Below are 19,493 nucleotides of genomic sequence, written 5' to 3' on the forward strand. Positions count from 1 at the left end.
CAGTACCCGCGATCTTCGGATCGTGGTCCCGAGGACGATTAGCTCAGCGGGAGAGCGCTTCCCTGACACGGAAGAGGTCACTGGTTCAATCCCAGTATCGTCCACACCACACCGCCAGCCCCCCGGCCGTCTCGTACAGCCGGGGGGCTCGGTCGTGTCAGGGGTCTTGTCGAGAGTCGTGTCAGGACGAGAACAGCATGTGGCCGAAGCTCTTCTGGCGGCGATGGCCGTGGTGGTGACCATGGCCGCCGTGCGGGGCGCCCCAGGCGGGGGCCGGCGGGGCCGGGTACGCCTGCGGGGCGGGCGGGGGCGGCGCGGCGGGCTGGGACCACTGGGCCTCCAGGCGGGTCAGCGCCTCCAGCTCGCCGTAGTCGAGAAAGATGCCGCGGCAGTTGCCGCACTGCTCGATCTGGACGCCGTTGCGGTTGTAGGTGTGCATCGGTGCGTGGCACTTCGGGCACTGCATGGGGCTCAACTCCTCGCCGGTCGGTCCTGCTTCGCGTATCGCCAGGACAGACTCTGTCCGGCTGCGGTCGGTTGCACCCTACTTCGGCCCCCTGTGCGCCAACTGCGGTGGTACGGAGGTCATGCGCGCACAGGCGTCGACGACGGACTGCTCCACCTCGTCCAGGGGGCGGCCCGCCGCGACCGCCTTGGCGATCGCCTGGGCGGCCGTCTGCACGGTGAGGGCCCGGGCGGGGACGTCCAGAGCGGGCCAGGGATCACCGTCCTCGGGGAGGGCCGGGCCGCCCGCCGCCCGGTAGGCGGCGAGAAAGCGGGTCCACTCGTCGGGCAGGAGCAGTCCGCAGGCGTACCAGGCCGCCGGGCGGGCCAGGTCCCAGGCCGCGACGCCCGCGCCGAGGTCGTCGACGTCGATGAGCAGCCACGGGCCGGCGGGGCCGGGGTGGCGTACGAGCTGACCGAGGTGGAGGTCGCCGTGGCACAGGGTGGTGGGGCCCGGCATGGGGGCCTCGGCCCGTGCCCAGGCGGGCAGGGCGGCCCAGGCGCGCAGGACGGGTGCGGCGGCGGGATGCGGGCCGGCGGCCCGGAGGCGGGCGACGGCCCGTGCCGCCTTGGCGGGGCCGCGCATGGTGGGCAGGGCCTCGCGGACGGGGGTGCGGTGCAGCCGGGCGAGCAGGGTGGCGGCGGCCTCCCAGGGGGCCGCGTCGGGATCGTCCGGGTCGACGGGGGTGCCGTACGGCCAGAAGGTCACGAGCCGGGCGTGCAGGGCGACTGGCGTCGGGCTGAGTGGCGGCAGCAGTACGTCCGGGATTGCGGCGGCGATGGTGAGACGGGGAACCAGATCGGCCCTGGTCATGTCCGGGGCGTGGGCCTTGGCGACGGTGTCGGCGTGCCGGACGACTGTGGCGTCGGGGCGGTCGGCGAGCGTTGCGGTGGTGCCGCAGGGGCAGGCCGAGGTGCGTGCGTGCGCCGCGGCTCTGACCCGGGCGGTCAGCTCGGGGAGGAGAGGGGGTGCGGGCACGGGGCTCCCTGGGGTGCGGGGGTGTGGTGAGAGTACGCGGGGGATCCCCATCGCCCCAGCGGCACGACTGCCCGCAGTTAGGAGGCCCGCAGGTGGACGCCAACGCCGCCCGTCCCCCACAAACCCGCATGAACCGCAACCAACAATTGAGGAACCCCCACAGACAGCAACCACATCCGCGAGAGCGGCGCCGGTTTAGGCGCAGAACACAGCAATGCCGGCGCAGCTCCCCAGCTGCGCCGGCATTTGTGCCGTCCGCCGCACCCCCGTCCCCACGGGGTTTCATGGGTGGATGTCCCCGCCCGGACCGCTCTTCCGGGCCTGGGGTCGCCGCTCAGCGCCCCAGCATCACACCCACGGACGACGCTTGTGTGGCCACTGTCTCCCAACCGTCGAAGACGACGAGGAGCAGGACCGCCAGGGGAAGGGCCATGAGTGTCGCCACCAAGGGGTGGCGACGGCCCTGACGACGGCGGAGCGCCGTACGCTCCTGGGTGCGGATCAGTGTCCGCGGTGCCGTGTAGGCCATGGTCCCTCTCCTGACCGTTGTGGTGTCGTTGGCAGCGGCGGGTGTCTGACCTCGGGGGACGAGTGCTGCACCCGCCGCTTGACCTCAAATCTAGGCGCCCGGCACTCCCCGGACGTCATGCCCTCGTACCGATTGCCGGGCCTCCCGGAGGATGAGCCATGACCTGCGGAGTACTCCCCTGGGTGGAGACGGGGTCCTAGGTCTCAGGGTCTTCCCGGAAGGGGCGCCCGCTCTGCCCCGTTTTCTCCGAGCTGTCCTCTCGCGGAACCGGCTGCTCGACCAGCGCCAGGACGCGGTTCGCCATGAAGCGGGCCGTTCGTACGACAGAGCCGTTGCGGGTGACTTCGCTCACTTCCACCACGCCTCGGCGCACCGCCGTCTCCACACGGCGGCCCGCCCTGCTCGCCACCACCTCGTACGTGCGCGTCGTGTCCCCGGCATCCACGACTATCTCCACGCGATCACCCTTCACGGGTCCAATCCCCCTTCTGCAACGGGTGGTTGGGGTCACAATCGGCGCGAACCCGCCCCGTTCGCACTCCCCCTGACCACCCTTCAAGTCTCCCACCCACCACTGACAATCCATCGGCCCGAGAGGGCGCGGCCTCTGCGCGCGGGCGGCCGTGGAAACGTAAGCTGTGCCACGTCAGACGGACCGGGCAGCGGGGATGAACATGGCGATGATGCGCCTGAGGCGCGAGGACCCGCGCGTCGTCGGCTCGTTCAAGCTTCACAGACGGCTCGGCGCGGGCGGGATGGGCGTTGTCTACCTGGGCTCCGACAAGAAGGGGCAGCGGGTCGCCCTGAAGGTCATCCGGCCTGACCTGGCGGAGGATCAGGAGTTCCGCTCACGGTTCGCGCGCGAGGTCTCGGCGGCCCGGCGGATTCGCGGCGGGTGCACGGCCCGGCTGGTGGCCGCCGACCTGGAGGCGGACCGGCCGTGGTTCGCCACGCAGTACGTGCCCGGGCCCTCGCTGCACGACAAGGTCGCCGACGAGGGGCCGCTCGGCGCCGCCGAGGTCGCCGCCATCGGGGCCGCCCTGTCGGAGGGGCTGGTCGCCGTGCACGAGGCCGGGGTCGTGCACCGTGACCTGAAACCGTCCAACATCCTGCTGTCCCCGAAGGGGCCACGGATCATCGACTTCGGCATCGCCTGGGCGACCGGTGCCTCGACGCTCACGCACGTCGGCACGGCGGTGGGCTCGCCCGGCTTCCTCGCCCCGGAGCAGGTGCGCGGGGCGGCCGTCACGCCGGCCACGGACGTGTTCTCGCTCGGCGCCACGCTCGCGTACGCGTCGATGGGCGACTCGCCCTTCGGGCACGGCAGTTCCGAGGTGATGCTGTACCGCGTGGTGCACGAGGAGCCGCAGCTGCACGGTGTCCCGGACGCGTTGGCTCCGCTCATCCGGGCGTGCCTGGCGAAGGACCCCGAGGAGCGGCCCAGCACGCTTCAACTGTCGCTGCGTCTCAAGGAGATCGCCGCGCGGGAGGCGCAGGGGCTGGCCGACGTACGTCCGCCCGCGCCGCGGGCCGGGGAGGCGGACCGCCCCACCGGGCGGCTCGCCGACAGCTACCCCGATCGCGCCCAGCGGCGTCCGCAGGGGCACCAGGGGGCGAGCACGCAGGGCACCCAGGGGACTCCCCCGCCGCGTGGTGCCGCCCCGTCGCGCGGTTCCGGTTCGATGCGGGGCGCGGCTCCCTCCCGGGGCGGCACACGCGGCGCGACCCCGCCGCGCGGCGGCAGCGTCTCGCGGGGCGGTGGCGCTTCGCGCGACAGCAGCTCCTCCCGTGGTGGCGGCAATCCCCGCACCGGTGGTACGCCGTCGCGGTCCGGGGCACGGCCCACGCCCGCCTCGCGCACCACGCGCTCCGGCAGCGGAAACCGGCCCGCCCCGCGCGGCGGCGCCGGGCGTCAGGCGCCCAGGACCACGGGGGCCGGGCGGCGGCCCGCGAACCCGCGGCTGCTGCGGCAGCGGCTGTTCGTGTTCGTCGTGGTGACGCTGGTGGTGGCGCTCGGCATCGCCCTCGTGCAGGGCTGCCAGGGGCCGGCGCAGGGATTCGGCGGCGGCGGGAACGGCGTACGGGAGCGGCAGGAGTACGTGCGGAAGGACTACAAGCCGCTGGGGGACGACGATCTCATGTCCCAGCGGTACGAGTCGACGCTGGACGTGGACGGCTAGCAGCCGTCGACGCCGGACCTGGACGGCTGGCGGCCGTCGACGCCGGACCTGACGACTGGCGGCCGGCCGGGCCGTCACAGCCGCGGCAGGATCCGTTCGAAGAACTCGCGGTCGCCGTCGAAGACGGGGTCCAGGGCCAGGAATTCCTGTGGTGTGACCCAGCGGGTCTCGCCGACCTCGCGGGGGTCGGGGACCACGTCCCCCGTGTCGGCGCGGGCGGTCCACCAGTGGAGGCGGAAGCGGCCGTCGTCGGTCTCCGACTCCCAGACCTTCGCGAGGGGGGAGACGGTGAGGCCGACCTCCTCGTGCACCTCCCGGACCAGCGCCTGCTCCTGGGTCTCCCCCGGTTCGAGCTTGCCGCTGAGGGGCTGCCAGTAGCCGGGGCGGGCGACGGCGGGGCCGCGCCGGACGGCGAGGACGCGGTCGCCGCGCAGGAGGACGGCGACGATCGCGTGGCGCTGCTCCACTCCTGCTCCTAAGCCCGGGGGCGGCCGGTGGCCACCGCGTAGAAGGCGACCGCGGCCGCCGCGCCGACGTTGAGGGAGTCGACGCCGTGGGACATGGGGATGCGGACCCACTCGTCGGCGGCGACCAGGGCCCGGGTGGACAGGCCGTCGCCCTCGGCGCCGAGCATGAGGGCCACGCGGTCCATCGTGTGCGGGGCGGCCTCGTCGAGGGTCCTGGCCTTCTCGTCGGGGGTGAGGGCGAGGAGTGTGAAGCCCGCCTCGCGGACCGACTCCAGCCCCTTGGGCCAGGTGTCCAGACGGGCGTACGGGACGGAGAAGACCGCGCCCATGGAGACCTTGACGCTGCGCCGGTACAGGGGGTCGGCGCAGTCCGGGGAGAGCAGGACCGCGTCCATGCCGAGGGCGGCGGCGGAGCGGAAGATCGCGCCGATGTTGGTGTGGTCGTTGACCGACTCCATGATCACGACCCGGCGGGCGGACCGGAGGAGCTCGGCGGCCGTGGGCAGCGGTTTGCGCTGCATGGAGGCGAGGGCTCCGCGGTGCACGTGGTACCCGGTGACCTCCTCGGCGAGCTCCGGGCTGACCGCGTACACCGGAGCCGGGAGCTCGTCGATGACGTCGCGCATGACGTCGACCCACTTGGCCGAAAGCAGCATCGAGCGCATCTCGTAGCCCGCTTCCTTGGCCCGTCTGATGACCTTCTCGCCCTCGGCGATGAACAGGCCCTCGGCCGGCTCGCGCTTGCGGCGCAGTTCGACGTCGGTCAGGCCCGTGTAGTCGTGCAGGCGCGGGTCGGTGGGGTCGTCAACGGTGATGAGATCGGCCACAGGGTGATAGTGCCTCGTCCTGGGTGCGGTGCCAACGGCTGGGATCGGTCGTGTTACCCCGGGTTACTCCTGCGCCCGGGGGCCGACCTTCACGACCTCGCCGATGACGATGACCGCCGGGGGTTTGACGTCCTGCGCACGGACCGTCTCGGCGACGGTGGCGAGCGTGGCGTCGACGCGGCGCTGGGCGGCCGTCGTGCCCTCCTGGACGAGGGCGACCGGGGTGTCCGGGTTCTTGCCGTGGGCGATCAGGGTCTCGGCGATCCTGCCGATCTTGTCGACGCCCATGAGGATCACGAGGGTGCCGGTCAGCTTGGCGAGCGACGGCCAGTCGACGAGGGAACGCTCGTCGTCGGGGGCCACATGGCCGCTGACCACCGTGAACTCGTGGGCGACGCCCCGGTGGGTGACCGGGATGCCGGCCGCGCCCGGCACCGAGATGGAGCTGGAGATGCCGGGGACGACCGTGCAGGGGATGCCCGCTTCGGCGAGCGCCTGGAGCTCCTCCATGCCGCGGCCGAAGACGTAGGGGTCGCCGCCCTTGAGCCGTACGACCGACTTGCCCTGCTTGGCGTGCTCGATGAGGGCGTTGTTGATGGCCTCCTGGGCCATGAAACGGCCGTACGGGATCTTCGCCGCGTCGATCACCTCGACGTGCGGGGGGAGTTCGGCGAGCAGGTCGCGTGGGCCGAGGCGGTCCGCGATGACGACGTCGGCCTCGGCGAGGAGGCGGCGGCCGCGCACCGTGATCAGGTCCGGGTCGCCGGGGCCGCCGCCGACCAGGGCGACGCCAGGGGTGCGGGTGCGGTGATGGGGCGCCACGAGGGTGCCGTCGCGCAGGCCCTCGACGACCGCGTCGCGGATGGCGGCGGTGTGGCGGGGGTCGCGGCCGCGCGCGTCCGTGGTCAGCACGGCCACCGTCACTCCCTCGCTGGTTCCGGTGGCCGGGGTCCAGGCCGTGGCCTGGTCGGCGTCGTCGGAGCGGACGCACCAGACCCGGTGGCGTTCGGCCTCGGCGGAGGCCGCGCGGTTGGCCTCGGGGTCGCTGGTGGCGATCAGGGCGTACCAGGCGTCCGCGAGGTCGCCCTCCTGATACCGGCGCCGCTCCCAGGTGATCTCGCCCGCGTCCGCCATCGCCTCGACGGAGGGGGTGGCCTCCGGGGACACCAGGAGGACGTCCGCGCCCGCCGCGATGAGGGCCGGGAGGCGGCGCTGGGCGACCTGGCCGCCGCCGAGCACGACCACTCGACGGCCGGTGAGGCGGAGGCCTACGGGGTAGGCGGGGTGTTCGGCCATGAGGGTGCGGCTCCTCGTACAGGCGGCGTGCGGTGGGCGCTACGGCTCTGGAGCGGCCCTGACGTGCGGATTTTAGACGCGGGTTCAGCGTACGGCGGGGCTGGGGTGGGTGCGACGGTGCGCCGCCCACCCCCTCCCCGCGTGGGTTCTACTTCTCGGTGACGCCCGCCGAGTCGAACGTCGCCACCTCGTGCATCGCCCGTGCCGTGCTCTGCACCAGCGGCAGGGCGAGCAGCGCGCCCGTGCCCTCCCCCAGACGGAGGTCGAGGTCGACGAGCGGGCGCAGGCCCAGCTTGTTCAGCGCGGCCACGTGGCCGGGCTCGGCGCTGCGGTGTCCCGCGATGCAGGCCGCCAGGACCTCGGGGGCGATCGCGCGGGCGACCAGCGCGGCCGCGCCGGCGCTGACGCCGTCCAGGATCACCGGCGTCCGCAGGGAGGCGCCGCCGAGGAGGAGACCGACGATGGCGGCGTGCTCGAAGCCGCCGATCGCGGCGAGGACGCCGATCGGGTCGGCCGGATCCGGCTGGTGGAGTTCGAGCGCGCGGCGGACGACCTCGGTCTTGCGGGCGAGGGTCTCGTCGTTGATGCCGGTGCCCCGGCCCGTGACCTCGGCCGGGTCGGCGCCCGTGTAGACGGAGATGAGCGCGGCGGACGCCGTGGTGTTGGCGATGCCCATCTCACCCGTCAGCAGCGCCTTGTTGCCGGCCGCCACCAGGTCGCGGGCCGTCTCGATCCCCACCTCGATGGCCTGCTTGGCCTCCTCGCGCGTCATCGCGGGGCCGGTGGTCATGTCGGACGTGCCCGCACGGACCTTGCGGGGCAGGAGGCCGGGCGTGGCCGGGAGGTCGGCGGCGACTCCTACGTCCACGACGCACACCTCGGCCCCGACCTGGGTGGCGAACGCGTTGCAGACCGCTCCCCCGCCCAGGAAGTTTGCCACCATCTGGGCGGTGACCTCCTGCGGCCAGGGGGTGACGCCCTGGGCGTGCACACCGTGGTCGCCGGCGAAGATCGCGACGGCGGCGGGCTCCGGGATGGGCGGCGGGCACTGCCGGGACAGGCCGGACAGCTGGGCCGAGATGATCTCCAGCATGCCGAGCGCGCCGGCCGGCTTGGTCATGCGCTTCTGGCGCTCCCAGGCCTCGCCGAGCGCCTTGGCGTCCAGCGGGCGGATCTGTGCGACGGTCTCGGCGAGCAGGTCGTGGGGCTCCTCCCCGGGCAGGGCGCGGCGGCCGTACGTCTCCTCGTGCACGACCCAGGACAGCGGGCGGCGCTTGGACCAGCCGGCCTGCATCAGCTCGGGCTCGTCCGGGAACTCGTCGACGTACCCGACGCACAGGTAGGCGATGACCTCCAGGTGTTCGGGCAGGCCGAGGGCGCGGACCATCTCGCGCTCGTCGAAGAAGCTGACCCAGCCGACCCCGAGGCCCTCGGCGCGGGCCGCGAGCCAGAGGTTCTCGACGGCCAGTGCGGCGGAGTACGGCGCCATCTGCGGCTGCGTGTGGCGGCCGAGGGTGTGGCGGCCGCCGCGGGTCGGGTCGGCGGTGACGACGATGTTCACCGGGGTGTCGAGGATGGCCTCGATCTTCAGTTCCTTGAACTGCTTCGCCCGGCCCTTGGGAAGGGACTTGGCGTACGCCTCACGCTGACGCATCGCCAGTTCGTGCATGCTGCGCCGGGTGTCGGCGGAGCGGATGACGACGAAGTCCCAGGGCTGCGAGTGGCCGACGGAGGGCGCGGTGTGGGCCGCCTCCAGGACTCTGAGCAGCACCTCGTGCGGGATCGGGTCACTGCGGAAGCCGTTGCGGATGTCCCGGCGCTCGCGCATGACCTTCAGGACGGCCTCGCGCTCGGCGTCGTCGTAGGGGGGCGCGGCCGGGCCGGTGGACTGTCGTGCTTCTGCCACTGTGGCCGTGCTCTCTTCTGTCTGGGCTTGCTGGTCTGCCAGGTCTTGCCGGTCTTGCCGGTCTTCCAGGTCTTCCTGGTCGGCGGCCCGGGTGTCCAGGTCGTCCGCGCTCTGTACGAGGTCCGGGTCGGGCTGGGCCGCTGCCGCTGTCTCCGCCTCTGCCTCGACGGGTGCGGGAACCTCGGCGGTGGGCTCCGCCACGGGCTGCTCCGCGGTGACCGGCTGAGGGGTGGTCGGTGCCAGGTGCGGGGCGGTCGGCACCGAGCCCTCGCCGGGGACGAACTGGCCGATGGGCTGCTCCGGCTGAGGCTCCGCGGGGACGCTGCCGGGCAGGGTGGCGGCATCGGCGTGTCCGGGCTCGGTGGGCGCCTCGGGGGCGGGCGCGGGGGCCGTGTCGGCAGGGGCCGGTTCCGGCGCCGTGGCCGGGGAGGTGACGTCGGTGGGCTGGGCGGGGGCGTCCGGGGTGGGGATCGCTGCTCCGTGGGGCGCGGAGGCGGTGGGGGCCGCGGCCGTGTCCTGCGGAGCGGCGTCCACGGGGCCCGGCTGTGCCGGGAGGGATGCCTGGGCGTCCGGGGCGGGCGGGAAGGCATGGGCCTGCTGGGGGCCCTGGACGGGCTGCGGGGTCTGCGGGGTCTGGAGGGGTTGTGCCTCCGGGAGAGCCTGCGCCTCCGGCATGGGCTGTGCCTCCGCGATCGGCTGCGCCTCCGGGAGGGGCTGCTCGGGGTGCCCCTGCACGGCGGGTTCGGTGTCCGCCTGCGGGAGGGGCGATTCGGTGGGTACGACGGAGACGTCCTCGGCGGGGGCCGGGGAGCCGTCTGCCGGGTGCGGGGACTGGGCCGCGTCCGCGGCCGCAGGGAAGGGCGTGGCCTCGGCGGCCTCGGCGGCCGGGGCGGACCCGACCGGTTCCGGACCGGGAGCGGGCTCGGTTCCCTCGGCGGCGGGGAGCGGGGCAGCGACCGTCTCGGAAGTCTGGGCGGCCTCGGGACCGACGGTCTCCTGAGCCGGGGCGGCGGCCTCGGGGGTGGTCGCCTCGGGAGCTTGGGCGGCAGCCTCAGTGCCTGTCACCGCGGGGTCGTGCGCAACAGCCTCCGGGCCCATCGGCTCGGCAGCCTGTCCAACCGCCCCGGTGGCTGGCGCTTCGGCAGGGGCTGCCACAGTCTCGGGGCCGGTCGGCTCCGGGGCCTGGGCGGCGGGCTCGGGGTCAGTCACCGCCGGGGCCTGGGCAACACCCTCAGCGGCAGTCACCTCAGGGCCCTGGGCAACGGACTGAGGCTCCTCAGCAGCGTCAACCGCCGGCACGGCCTCGGGTACCTGGGCGTGCTCGGGAACAGCGGCACCCTCCGGCGACAGGGCCGTCTCAGCGCCCTGCTCGGCATCCGAGACAGGGGTGACGGACGACTGACCCTGTTCAGCGCCCTGGTCGGGAGCCACTGCCTCCTGCTGCTGGGCATCCGCGACCACGGCGTCGGCAAGGATCTGCCCATCGCTCGCGACAGCGGCGTCCGCGAGGCCCTGCCCGTCGCTCTCCGCGGAATCAGCGGCCGATCCGGGCCCGGCCTCCTCGGCGGAACCATCCGCCGCGCCATGCGCGGCAGCACCGGCGGATCCATCAACCGCGCCATGGCCAGGCTCACCGGCGGAACCCTCCGCCGCAGCCTCCTGCTCAGCACTCGGCGCGTAGGCCACTCCGCCGTGCTCACCCGCGGCCATCGCACCCTGCGGAGCCTGCGCGGCGTGCCCGCCGTCCTGTACCTGGGCCACCGGGGCGGCCTGCGCCGTCGAGCCGGCCTCCGCCGGCTGTCCGGCCGCAGCGGCGCCCGGCTCCACCGGTGCCACGGCCTGGGCCGGGCCCGCCTCGGTCGCGACCTGCTCGGCCACGGCCTGTGCCGCAGCCACCGGCCGCGCTGCCGGAACAACCGTTTCCGCAGGCGCCGCCCCGGCGCTCACCGGGGCCTGTGCCGCCGCCTGCGCGCCCCAGGGCGCCGCCGCCTGCGGGGGCACCTGAGGTGCGGGCATCTCCCGCGCGCGCGGGACGTCGAGGTACTCGGGGCCGACCGTCGGCGGCCCGGGCTGCCGTGCCGGCGCGTCGGCGGGGCCGCGGTCGGCGAGGGAGCGGACCGGGCTGGCGGAGGTGTTGGGGATGGGCGGGCCGAGGTGCAGCGGCCGACGGGGGGTGATGGGCGGGATCGGCGGAGGGTCGGGCAGGCGTACGCCGCCGAGGTCGACCGAGCCGCTGTCGCGGCCGGAGAGCTCGTGCGGGCCCGGCTCGTGCACGGCCTCGGCGGCCGGATCGTGCACGGCCTCGACGACCGGCTCGGGCGCGGGCGGGGCGACCTCGTTGCCCCAGGCGCCCTGGGAGCCGGGCAGCAGGAGGTCTTCGTCCTCGGCGGTGGTCTCGGAGAGGTAGGCGTACGCACCGTGCGCGGAAACGCCCGGCTGCTCCACCATGCCTGCGTTCTCCGGCAGCCCCTCGCCCGGGACCTGGCCGGTGTCGGTCATGCGTACCCCTCGCCCATCGGTTAGTGCTTCTCTACGACCAGCTCACCCGGAACGGCGCACCGACCGCCCCGCAGTGAAGAACGAGCGTGCGTCCTCAGCGGCACGAACGGCCCGCCCGCAAAAGGCGACAAAGCCATTCACTGGCATTGTCGCGGCCGTACGGCCGTCGCGACAGCATGATCCGCGACGGTTCCGCTGTGGACTGCGCCACGTTGCGCGTCCTCAAGGTTCTGCCGTACCACACCCACCCCAAAACGGGCGGGTTTTCCGGACATTGACCGACGAACCGTCGGGCGTCCGAGTGCGGTGCAGCGATCGGCCAGCCTACCGCGCGCGGTACGACAACCGGATCACGGGGACGGCGTCAGGAGCGGGAGCCGCGCTCGGGCAGCACGCCGCTGAGCAGGAACGCGACACTCCGTTCCTTCTCCGTCCAGGCCCTGGTGTCCAGTTCGACGGACTGCAGGAGGGCGCACTCGACCAGGTAGCCGTGTTCCGTCAGGTCGCGGCCGACGAGTTCGGCGGCGTCCCGGGTGGCGGCGTGCGTGACGATACGCTGCGGGCGGCGGTCGGCGACCGCGGAGACCACGGCCGCTCCCCCGCCGCCGACGCGCACGACGTCCGGTTCGGGCAGGTTCTCCAGGACGTGCGGGGCGGTGCCGTGCACGATCTGCAGCTGGACGCCGAAGCGGCGGGCGGTGGAGTCGGTGCGGGCGCAGGCGTTCAGCTCGTCGTCGACGGCGATGACGGCGGCGCCGGCGCGCGCGGCCTCGACGGCGAAGGCGCCGCTGCCGCAGCCGATGTCCCACACCAGGTCGCCCAGGCGCGGCCCGAGCCGGGCGAGTTGGGCGGTGCGCAGCAGGTCGGTCTCGGCCTCGCCGAGGTCACCGCCGTACGCCTCGGCGGGCAGGGACCAGCCGCGCGGTCCGGTGGACGGGTCACGGCCGGCGATCCAGCCGCCGGACTCCCCGGCGCCGGCCGGGCCGCCGATGACGATGACGACGTTGGGGTCGCGCCAGGTGTGGTCGGCGGCCTTGTCGGAGGTGACGACGGTGACCTGTTCGCGTGCGGTGCCGAGTTCCTCGCAGATGACGAAGGTGCGGTGGACGCCCTCCAGCAGGAGGCCGAGTTCGGCGGGGCCGGCGCCGGGTGAGGTGAGGACAGCCACTTTGGTGTGGGCGCGGCACACGTTCACCGCGCGGCGCAGGGTGCGGCGGTGTGCGACGACCACGTGGGCGTCGTCCCAGGGCATGCCGGCGCGGGCGAAGGCGGCGGCCACGGAGGAGACGGCGGGGACGACCTCGACCTCCAGGCCGAACTCGGGTGCGCGCAGGGTGCGTACGACGCCGAAGAAGCCGGGATCGCCGTCGGCGAGCACCACCGCGGTGCCGCGGTGGGCGGCGATGCGGCGGGCGGCGAGGGCGACGCTGCCGAGGCGGATGCGCTCGGCTGCCGGGGGCACCTCGGGGAGCGCCAGGTGGTGTGCGGCGCCGGCCACCAGCGTGGCCGCGCCCAGAGCGGCGCGTGCCGCGGCGGTCAGCGGCGAACCGTCCCAGCCGATCACCGTGACGCGGTCGGCCATCGTCGTCAGTCTCCAGAGGGTTTGCGCAGGTCGTTCCGAGCAGGTCGCTCCGACTGGTTCGCTTTCGAGCAGGTCGCTCCGAGCGGGTCGTCGCGGGTCGCCGGGCAGGTGGTTCGTGAGAACAGCCTGCGGGCGGGCTCCGTGAGAGTACCCGGTGAAAACGGAGACGGTGGTGCCGGTGCCCGAGGCGCGGGGTCAGTTCCAGTCGCCGAACGAGGTGAAGCCGCCGGTCAGCTGGTCGCCGACGCCCTCCAGGTCCTCGGGCAGCAGGCTCCAGACGATGAGGTCGGTACGGACGTCGGTCCACTCGCCGCCGTCCGTTCTGGCCCGCGCTATCCAGGCGCCGCGCAGCACGCCCTCGCTGATGCAGCCGATCTTCTGGGCCACCTGCTGGGAGGCGGTGTTGTCGGCGGCGGTGCGCAGTTCCAGCCGCTCGAACTTCTGGTCGTTGAAGAGCCACTGCGCGGAGGCGAGGGCCGCTTCGGAGGCGTAGCCCTCGCCGCGGGCCCAGGGCGCGATGACGTAGGCGATCTCGCTGGAGCGCACCCGCCAGTTGGTGTTCTTCAGGTGCACGACGCCGACCAGGCGCTGGGTGAGGAACTCGGTGACCGCGAAGACGATGCCGCGGCCCTCGGCGCGCTCGGCTGGGGCGCGTTCGGTGATCCAGACGCGGGCGTCGGCCTCGGTGTAGGGGTGTGGCACGGAGGTCCAGGCGGTGACGAGTTCGTCGTTCATCATCTCGGCGAACGCCTCGATGTCCGACTCCTCGAAGGGGCGCAGGACCAACCGCTCCGTGCTGATGGAGACGTTGGGGAAGGTGCCAGTCATGCGCCACTCCGTAAACCTTGGAATACCTTCGTAAACCTTCAGGGCCTGCTGAACTGCCCAGCATGCAGCATGAAAGCACTGAACCGCACCAGGGGGTCCACTCCAAGTGAGGGAGCGGACCCCGTGGGTTTCGTACGGCTCGGCGGATGCCTCAGAAGGAGGCGAGCACGGAGCCGGCGTACTTGTCCTCGATGAACTTCTTGACCTCGGGCGAGGTGAGGAGCTCGGCGAGCTTCTTCACGCGCGGGTCGTCCTCGTTGCCCCCCTTGACGGCGAGGAAGTTGCCGTAGGGGTTGTTCTTCGGGGACTCCAGGACGAGGGCGTCCTTCGAGGGCTTCAAGTCGGACTCGATGGCGTAGTTGCCGTTGACGACGGCGGCGTCCACGTCGTCGAGGGAGCGCGGGGTCTGGGCCGCCTCCAGCTCCTTGAACTTGAGGTTCTTGGGGTTTTTGGTGATGTCGGAGGGGGTCGCCTCGTTGCCGACGCCATCCTTGAGGGTGATCAGGCCGTTGGCTGCGAGCAGCTTCAGGGCGCGGGCCTCGTTGACGGTGTCGTTCGGAACGGCGATGGTCGCACCGCTCTTCAGGTCGTCGGCCTTCTTGACCTTGTGGGAGTACAGGCCGAGCGGCTCCAGGTGGACCGTGACGACGGGCACGATGTGGGTGCCGTTCTTCTTGTTGAAGTCGTCGAGGTACGGCTGGTTCTGGAAGTAGTTGGCGCCCACGGAGCCGTCCTCCGTCGCCGTGTTCGGCGTGACGTAGTCGGTGAACTCCTTGACCTCCAGGTCGAGGCCCGCCTTCTTCGCCAGGTTGTCCTTGACGTAGGTCAGGATCTCGGCGTGCGGGACGGGGCTCGCGGCGACGACGAGCGGGCCGGAGGTGTCGGAGGAGGCGGAGCCGTTGCCCGCGCCGCAGGCGGTGAGCCCGAGGGTGAGGGCTCCGGCGGCGAGGACGGCGGTGGTGATCTTGGCGGTGTTACGCACGAAAAGTGCCTTTCCTTATGACCTTGCGGGTGGTGCGACCCCGTGTTGGGTGTACGGGGAGTCTTTTGAGGGGTTACGCGATCTTGCTGATGTCGGCCGCCGCGGGCTCCTTCGCCTTCAGCAGGCGGAGTTTCGGCCCGGGACCGGAGCGGCCGCCCCGCCGGTGCAGGGTGCGGGCCGCGTAGTCGCCGGCGAACTGGATGAGCGAGATGACGACGGCGAGGATCGCGACGGTGATCCACATCAGGCCGGTCTCGAAACGCTGGTAGCCGTAGCGGACGGCGAGGTCGCCGAGTCCGCCGCCGCCGACGGTGCCGGCCATGGCCGAGTAGCCGATGAGGGCGATGATCGTGGTGGTGGTGCTGGCGATGAGCGACGGGAGCGCCTCGGGGACGAGGACCTTGCGGACGATCGTCCAGGTGTTGCCGCCCATGGCCTGCACGGCCTCGACGAGCCCGTGGTCCACTTCGCGGACGGCCGTCTCGACCAGGCGCGCGAAGAAGGGGATGCCGCCGATGGCGAGCGGCACGATCGCGGCCTCGCTGCCGATGGTCGTGCCGGTCACCCAGCGGGTGAAGTTCATCAGCGCGACCATGAGGATGATGAACGGCATCGAGCGGCCGACGTTCACGACCTGCCCGATGACCTTGTTCACGACGGTGTTCTGCAGCAGGCCGCCCCTGTCGGTGAGGACGAGCAGAATGCCGAGCGGGAGGCCGCCGAGGACGGCGAGCAGGGTGGACCAGCCGACCATGACCAGCGTCTCCCGACACGCCTGCTCCAGCAGCGGCTGCATCTCGGACCAGGTCACTTGGCACCTTCCTTCACCAGTACCGGCTCGCGCCCCAGGACATCGATCTGCAGGCCCTGTTCGCGCAGGAAGCCGATCGGCACGACGTTGTCCTCGTAGCGGCCGGGCAGTTCGATGCGCATACGGCCGACCTGGAGGCCGCCGACGGTGTCGATGGCGGCGCCGAGGATCGATATGTCGATGTTGTAGGTGCGCGAGAGCTGGGAGATGACGGGCTGGGTGGCGGCCTCGCCCTGGAAGGTGACGTCGACGACGGTGCGATCGTCGCCGGAGGCCTCGCCGCCGACCGGGAACAGGGCGGAGGCCAGCTCCGAGCCGGGGGTCGCGAGGAGTTCGCTGACCGTGCCGGACTCGACGATGCGGCCCTTCTCCATGAGCGCGGCCGAGTCGCAGATCGACTTCACGACGTCCATCTCGTGCGTGATGAGCAGGACGGTCAGGCCGAGTTGCCGGTTCAGGTCGCGCAGCAGTCGCAGGATCGAGCGCGTGGTCTCCGGGTCGAGGGCGCTGGTGGCCTCGTCGGACAGCAGCACCTTGGGGTCACCGGCGAGGGCGCGGGCGATGCCGACGCGCTGCTTCTGGCCGCCGGAGAGCTGGGCGGGGTAGGCCTTGGCCTTGTCGGCCAGACCCACCAGGTCGAGCAGCTCCAGGGCCTTGCGGGAACGTTCCTTCCCCGACTTGCCGAGGATCTCCAGCGGCAGTTCGACGTTGTCCTGCACGGTCCGGGAGGACAACAGGTTGAAGTGCTGGAAGACCATGCCGATCCGGCTGCGCGCCTGCCGCAGCTCCCGGCCGGCGCGGGGTCCACGGCCGGCGAGCGCGGTGAGGTCCTGCCCGTCGACGGTCACGGTGCCGGCGGTGGGGCGTTCCAGAAGGTTGACGCAGCGGATGAGCGAGGACTTGCCGGCGCCGGACTGGCCGATGACGCCGTACACCTCGCCTTCGCGGACGTGCAGGTCGACGCCGTCCAGGGCGGTGACCTCGCGGCCGCGTGAGCGGTAGACCTTGGTGAGGCCCGATGTGGTGATCACGTGGGTTTCCGTCACAGTCGAGTGCGCGGCGCGGGTGTGGGCGCCGGGCACGAGGCGTTCAGGGGGGAAGCAGCCTGGGCGCAGCACGGTTCTCGCGGGTGCGGGGGAACCGGGGAGAACGCGATGTGCGCGGGGCGTGGCTCAGTCCCGTACGTCACGCGGACGCGCGGACATGAGCGGGCTCTCGCTTCGGGGCGCGAGGCTCAGCTGGTGCAGGGGCCCTCTAGAAGGCGCACATTCGGCACATACAGTGCGCACGACACATGCAACGAGCACCGGGCGTCAGGGTCGCCTCGGTCGCAGGGGTGCGGTCGCTCGTCGTGGTCATGCGATCAGTAAAACATGCGTACGGTCCTGACCGGTCACCGCTGTCCGCATGCTGGACAGCGGTGGACACGGGGTGGACGCCCGTCAGACGCGTACGGAGATCTCCACGCCCCCGTCGGTGACCAGTACGGACAACGCCGACAAGTCGCGCACCACGAGGTCGGCGTCGAGCTCGTCGGCCTGGTGGGTTGTGGTCAACGCCACGGTGGTCATGCCGGCGGCCCGGCCGGCCGCGAGGCCCGCGGGGGCGTCCTCGAAGACGACGCAGTGGGCCGGGTCGACGCCGAGTGCGCGGGCGGCGAGCAGGTAGGGCTCGGGGTCGGGCTTGCCGCGCGTGACGTCGTCGGCGGCGACGAGGGTCTTGGGCAGGATGCCGACGGCGTCGAGGCGGGCCTCGGCCAGCCGCCGGGTGGCGGAGGTGACGACGGCCCAGCGGTCGGCCGGGAGCGAGTCGAGGAAGACGCGGGTACCCGGCAGCAGGTGAACGCCCCCGTTGGGCACGTCCGCCACCTCCAGGTCCTCGATCCGCGCGACGGCCTCCGGCACGAGGCCGGCGGGCAGCAGGTCGGCGGCTATCTCGGCGGCCGGCCGCCCGTGCAGCTCGACCCGCGCGAACTCCTCGGCCGTGATCCCGTACTCGCCGGCCCACCGCGTCCAGCAACGGTCCACGGAGGCGAGGGAGGACACCAGGGTTCCGTCGTTGTCGAACAGCAGGGCTTGCGCGTGGATCTTCATGCCCTCGACCCTACGGGGCGTGCCGGGGTCGGCCGCATCGGGCCTTATCAGGCGTAATAAGGTCACTGACATGCTTGATGCCCTGACGCTGGCGACCGGCGTCGCCGCGCTGTTGCTCGCCGCCTGGTGCGGCTGGGCCGCGTACCGCGACCAGCCGACGAAGGACTGGCACTTCATCGGGATGGCCGTGGTCACGGTGCTGGCGCTGGTCCAGCTGGTGGTCGGGATCGTGTGGCTGGCGCGGGGCGAGAAGCCGGAGCAGGGCACGACGATCTTCGTGGCGTATCTGCTGGGAGCGTTCGCGTGTGTTCCGGCGGCGGGCTTCATGTCGCTGGCGGAGCGCACGCGGTGGGGTTCGGTGACGGTTGCCGCCGGTGGTGTGGTGCTGGCCGTGCTGGAGGTGCGGCTCCATGACATCTGGGGAGGCTGAGGTGGCGACGAGGACGCGGCTGATCAGCGGGCCCGGGATGTTGCTGGTCTGGTTGTACGGCGTGATGGTGGTCGGGGCCGTGTCGCGGTCCGTGTTCCAGATCGCCACCGAGTTCGACCGGGCGCCGCTCGCCTATTCGCTGTCGGCGGTGGCGGGTGTCGTGTACGGGTTCATCACGTACACGCTGGTACGGGGTGGGGAGACGGCTCGCAAGGCGGCGTTGGTGTGCTGTGCGGCCGAGTTGGTGGGGGTGCTGACCGTGGGTACGTGGACCCTGGTCGATCCGTCCGCCTTTCCCGACGCGACCGTGTGGTCGGACTACGGGATGGGATACCTCTTCATTCCTGTGTTGTTGCCGCTGTCCGCGATCTACTGGCTGCGGAAGTCGCGACAGGGGCAGGCCGCCTGAGGTGATCAGGCGGCTGCGGGTGACTCCTGGTCGCTCGCGCGGTTCCCCGCGCCCCTTGCGGCGTTGCCCTCAAGCCGTTTTCGCGTAGGCCCCCGCCGGCTTCTCCAGGACGATCATCGGGATGCCGTCCGCGCTCTGGGACGTGCCCACCGTCTCGTAGCCCACCCTGCGGTACAGGCGCAGGTGGCCCTCACTGCGGTGGCCGGTGTGGAGGCGGAACTTGGTGGCGCCGCGCTCCTCCGCCAGGGCCGCCTCGGCCGCGCGCAGCAGACGGGCTCCGATGCCGTGTCCCTGGAGGCGGGGGTGGACGCAGAGCTTGTCGATGGAGGCCGCGCCGTCCTCGGTGACCCGGCCGTGTACGGAACCGACGACCTCGTCGCCGAGGCGGGCCACGAAGACGCAGTCCTCGGCGACCTCCTCGCGCACCGAGTCGAGGGTCTGGACGAGCGGGTCGATGCGGTAGTTGCCGTACAGCGCCGCCTCGCTCTGGAAGCACAGGTACTGCAGCCTGAAGATCTGCTCCGCGTCCTGCTCGGCCGCCGCAGAGATGGTCACGCTCATGCCCATGTGCGCACGCCTCCCGCTCACCTGATCACCTGTCGTCCCTCACTCCTATCCCCGTCCTCAGCGGGCCGCAACCTCCGGTGTGAGCAATCGACGCAGACATCCCAGGCATCTGGAACGTTCCGGACCAAGACTGCCCTGTGAGATACCCAACTCCCCTGCGATTTCCCGGTATGTCAGGTCCTGCGGGGAGAGCAGCGCCTCCATCAGGCGAGGGCAGCGGCCGGGGAGGCGGCGGACCGCGTCGCGCAGGGCGCGGCGGCGGGCGGCGGCGAGGGCGAGTTGCTCGGGTTCGTGGTCACCGTCGGCGCGGGGTTCGGTGACGTACGGCCGCTCCAGGCGGGTCGTGCGGCGGCTGCGGCGGGCCTCGGAGCGGACGGCGCGGCGGAGCCAGCCCTGCGGATCGTGCGGCGGGTCCTGGGCGTCGAGGCGCTCCAGGAGGCGGAGCCAGACCGCCTGCTCCAGGTCGCCCGGCTCGGTTCCCGAGGCATGTGCCTCGGCCGAGGCCTCCGCGGTGAGCAGCGGGCGCAGGGTGGTGACCAGGTCGTGCGTCATATGCAGTGCGACGCGCCGCCCGGGCGGCGGGGTTGCCCGGGCGGCGCGAACG

19 protein-coding genes and 1 tRNA gene are annotated in these 19,493 nt (G+C 72.6%); 4 read left to right on the plus strand and 16 right to left on the minus strand.

Annotation, left to right across the window (positions count from 1 at the left end):
- Positions 1-32: 32 nt before the first annotated feature.
- Positions 33-104: transfer RNA gene (locus tag ACYVMZ_RS11035), tRNA-Val, on the plus strand.
- A 77-nt stretch (positions 105-181) separates the two neighbouring features.
- Here ACYVMZ_RS11035 and ACYVMZ_RS11040 read toward each other — a convergent pair.
- The 4 genes from ACYVMZ_RS11040 to ACYVMZ_RS11055 all read right to left on the minus strand — a co-directional run bounded on the left by ACYVMZ_RS11040 (position 182) and on the right by ACYVMZ_RS11055 (position 2,484).
- Entirely contained in the window at positions 182-466 is a 285-nt protein-coding gene (locus ACYVMZ_RS11040) for a TFIIB-type zinc ribbon-containing protein (RefSeq protein ID WP_461078156.1), read from the minus strand.
- Positions 467-544: 78 nt separating this feature from the next.
- Entirely contained in the window at positions 545-1,483 is a 939-nt protein-coding gene (locus tag ACYVMZ_RS11045) for a phosphotransferase family protein (protein ID WP_461078158.1), read from the minus strand.
- 334 nt (positions 1,484-1,817) lie between these two features.
- Positions 1,818-2,012, minus strand: a complete 195-nt coding sequence (locus tag ACYVMZ_RS11050; protein WP_461078160.1) for a hypothetical protein — start codon at positions 2,010-2,012, stop codon at positions 1,818-1,820.
- Positions 2,013-2,208: 196 nt separating this feature from the next.
- Complete coding sequence (locus ACYVMZ_RS11055) at positions 2,209-2,484, minus strand: hypothetical protein (protein ID WP_461078162.1); 276 nt, start codon at positions 2,482-2,484, stop codon at positions 2,209-2,211.
- Between the two features lie 196 nt (positions 2,485-2,680).
- Between ACYVMZ_RS11055 and ACYVMZ_RS11060 the strand changes: the two genes are divergently transcribed.
- Entirely contained in the window at positions 2,681-4,192 is a 1,512-nt protein-coding gene (locus tag ACYVMZ_RS11060) for a serine/threonine-protein kinase (protein ID WP_461078528.1), read from the plus strand.
- Between the two features lie 74 nt (positions 4,193-4,266).
- Here ACYVMZ_RS11060 and ACYVMZ_RS11065 read toward each other — a convergent pair whose 3' ends face one another.
- The 10 genes from ACYVMZ_RS11065 to ACYVMZ_RS11110 form a co-directional block, all read right to left on the minus strand.
- The gene (locus ACYVMZ_RS11065; protein WP_461078164.1) at positions 4,267-4,659 is read right to left on the minus strand and encodes an NUDIX domain-containing protein; all 393 of its coding nucleotides are present in this window, start codon (positions 4,657-4,659) and stop codon (positions 4,267-4,269) included.
- An 8-nt stretch (positions 4,660-4,667) separates the two neighbouring features.
- A complete protein-coding gene (locus tag ACYVMZ_RS11070; protein WP_461078166.1) occupies positions 4,668-5,486 on the minus strand; it encodes a TrmH family RNA methyltransferase in 819 nt (272 codons plus the stop codon).
- A gap of 63 nt (positions 5,487-5,549) precedes the next feature.
- Entirely contained in the window at positions 5,550-6,782 is a 1,233-nt protein-coding gene (gene cobA / locus ACYVMZ_RS11075; RefSeq protein WP_461078168.1) for a uroporphyrinogen-III C-methyltransferase, read from the minus strand.
- A 148-nt stretch (positions 6,783-6,930) separates the two neighbouring features.
- Positions 6,931-11,187, minus strand: coding sequence for a nicotinate-nucleotide--dimethylbenzimidazole phosphoribosyltransferase (gene cobT, locus ACYVMZ_RS11080; RefSeq protein ID WP_461078170.1), 4,257 nt, complete (start codon positions 11,185-11,187; stop codon positions 6,931-6,933).
- 364 nt (positions 11,188-11,551) lie between these two features.
- Complete coding sequence (gene cbiE, locus ACYVMZ_RS11085) at positions 11,552-12,769, minus strand: precorrin-6y C5,15-methyltransferase (decarboxylating) subunit CbiE (protein WP_461078172.1); 1,218 nt, start codon at positions 12,767-12,769, stop codon at positions 11,552-11,554.
- A gap of 195 nt (positions 12,770-12,964) precedes the next feature.
- Complete coding sequence (locus ACYVMZ_RS11090; RefSeq protein WP_461078174.1) at positions 12,965-13,597, minus strand: GNAT family N-acetyltransferase; 633 nt, start codon at positions 13,595-13,597, stop codon at positions 12,965-12,967.
- 151 nt (positions 13,598-13,748) lie between these two features.
- Entirely contained in the window at positions 13,749-14,579 is an 831-nt protein-coding gene (locus tag ACYVMZ_RS11095) for a MetQ/NlpA family ABC transporter substrate-binding protein (RefSeq protein WP_461078176.1), read from the minus strand.
- Positions 14,580-14,652: 73 nt separating this feature from the next.
- Positions 14,653-15,390 carry a methionine ABC transporter permease gene (locus ACYVMZ_RS11100; protein ID WP_461078178.1) on the minus strand — a complete coding sequence of 246 codons (738 nt, stop codon included), beginning with the start codon at positions 15,388-15,390 and terminating at the stop codon, positions 14,653-14,655.
- Positions 15,387-16,421, minus strand: a complete 1,035-nt coding sequence (locus tag ACYVMZ_RS11105; RefSeq protein WP_461078180.1) for a methionine ABC transporter ATP-binding protein — start codon at positions 16,419-16,421, stop codon at positions 15,387-15,389. Before ACYVMZ_RS11105 ends, ACYVMZ_RS11100 begins: the two co-directional genes overlap by 4 nt.
- A 411-nt stretch (positions 16,422-16,832) precedes the next feature.
- On the minus strand, positions 16,833-17,483 hold the full coding sequence (locus ACYVMZ_RS11110) for an HAD-IA family hydrolase (protein ID WP_461078182.1): 651 nt from the start codon (positions 17,481-17,483) through the stop codon (positions 16,833-16,835).
- Between the two features lie 70 nt (positions 17,484-17,553).
- Here ACYVMZ_RS11110 and ACYVMZ_RS11115 point away from each other — a divergent pair, with 70 nt between their 5' ends.
- Together ACYVMZ_RS11115 and ACYVMZ_RS11120 are read left to right on the plus strand one after the other, a co-directional pair.
- A complete protein-coding gene (locus ACYVMZ_RS11115) occupies positions 17,554-17,913 on the plus strand; it encodes a hypothetical protein (RefSeq protein WP_461078184.1) in 360 nt (119 codons plus the stop codon).
- Positions 17,894-18,322 (plus strand): hypothetical protein, encoded by a 429-nt coding sequence (locus ACYVMZ_RS11120; protein ID WP_461078186.1) that lies wholly within the window; start codon positions 17,894-17,896, stop codon positions 18,320-18,322. The genes ACYVMZ_RS11115 and ACYVMZ_RS11120 overlap by 20 nt, the downstream gene beginning before the upstream one ends.
- Before the next feature lie 69 nt (positions 18,323-18,391).
- Here ACYVMZ_RS11120 and ACYVMZ_RS11125 read toward each other — a convergent pair whose 3' ends face one another.
- Both ACYVMZ_RS11125 and ACYVMZ_RS11130 read right to left on the minus strand, forming a co-directional pair.
- Positions 18,392-18,889, minus strand: coding sequence for a GNAT family N-acetyltransferase (locus ACYVMZ_RS11125; RefSeq protein WP_461078530.1), 498 nt, complete (start codon positions 18,887-18,889; stop codon positions 18,392-18,394).
- A gap of 57 nt (positions 18,890-18,946) precedes the next feature.
- On the minus strand, positions 18,947-19,441 hold the full coding sequence (locus tag ACYVMZ_RS11130) for an RNA polymerase sigma factor (protein ID WP_461078188.1): 495 nt from the start codon (positions 19,439-19,441) through the stop codon (positions 18,947-18,949).
- Positions 19,442-19,493: the final 52 nt, after the last annotated feature.

This window comes from Streptomyces deserti (assembly GCF_054782695.1).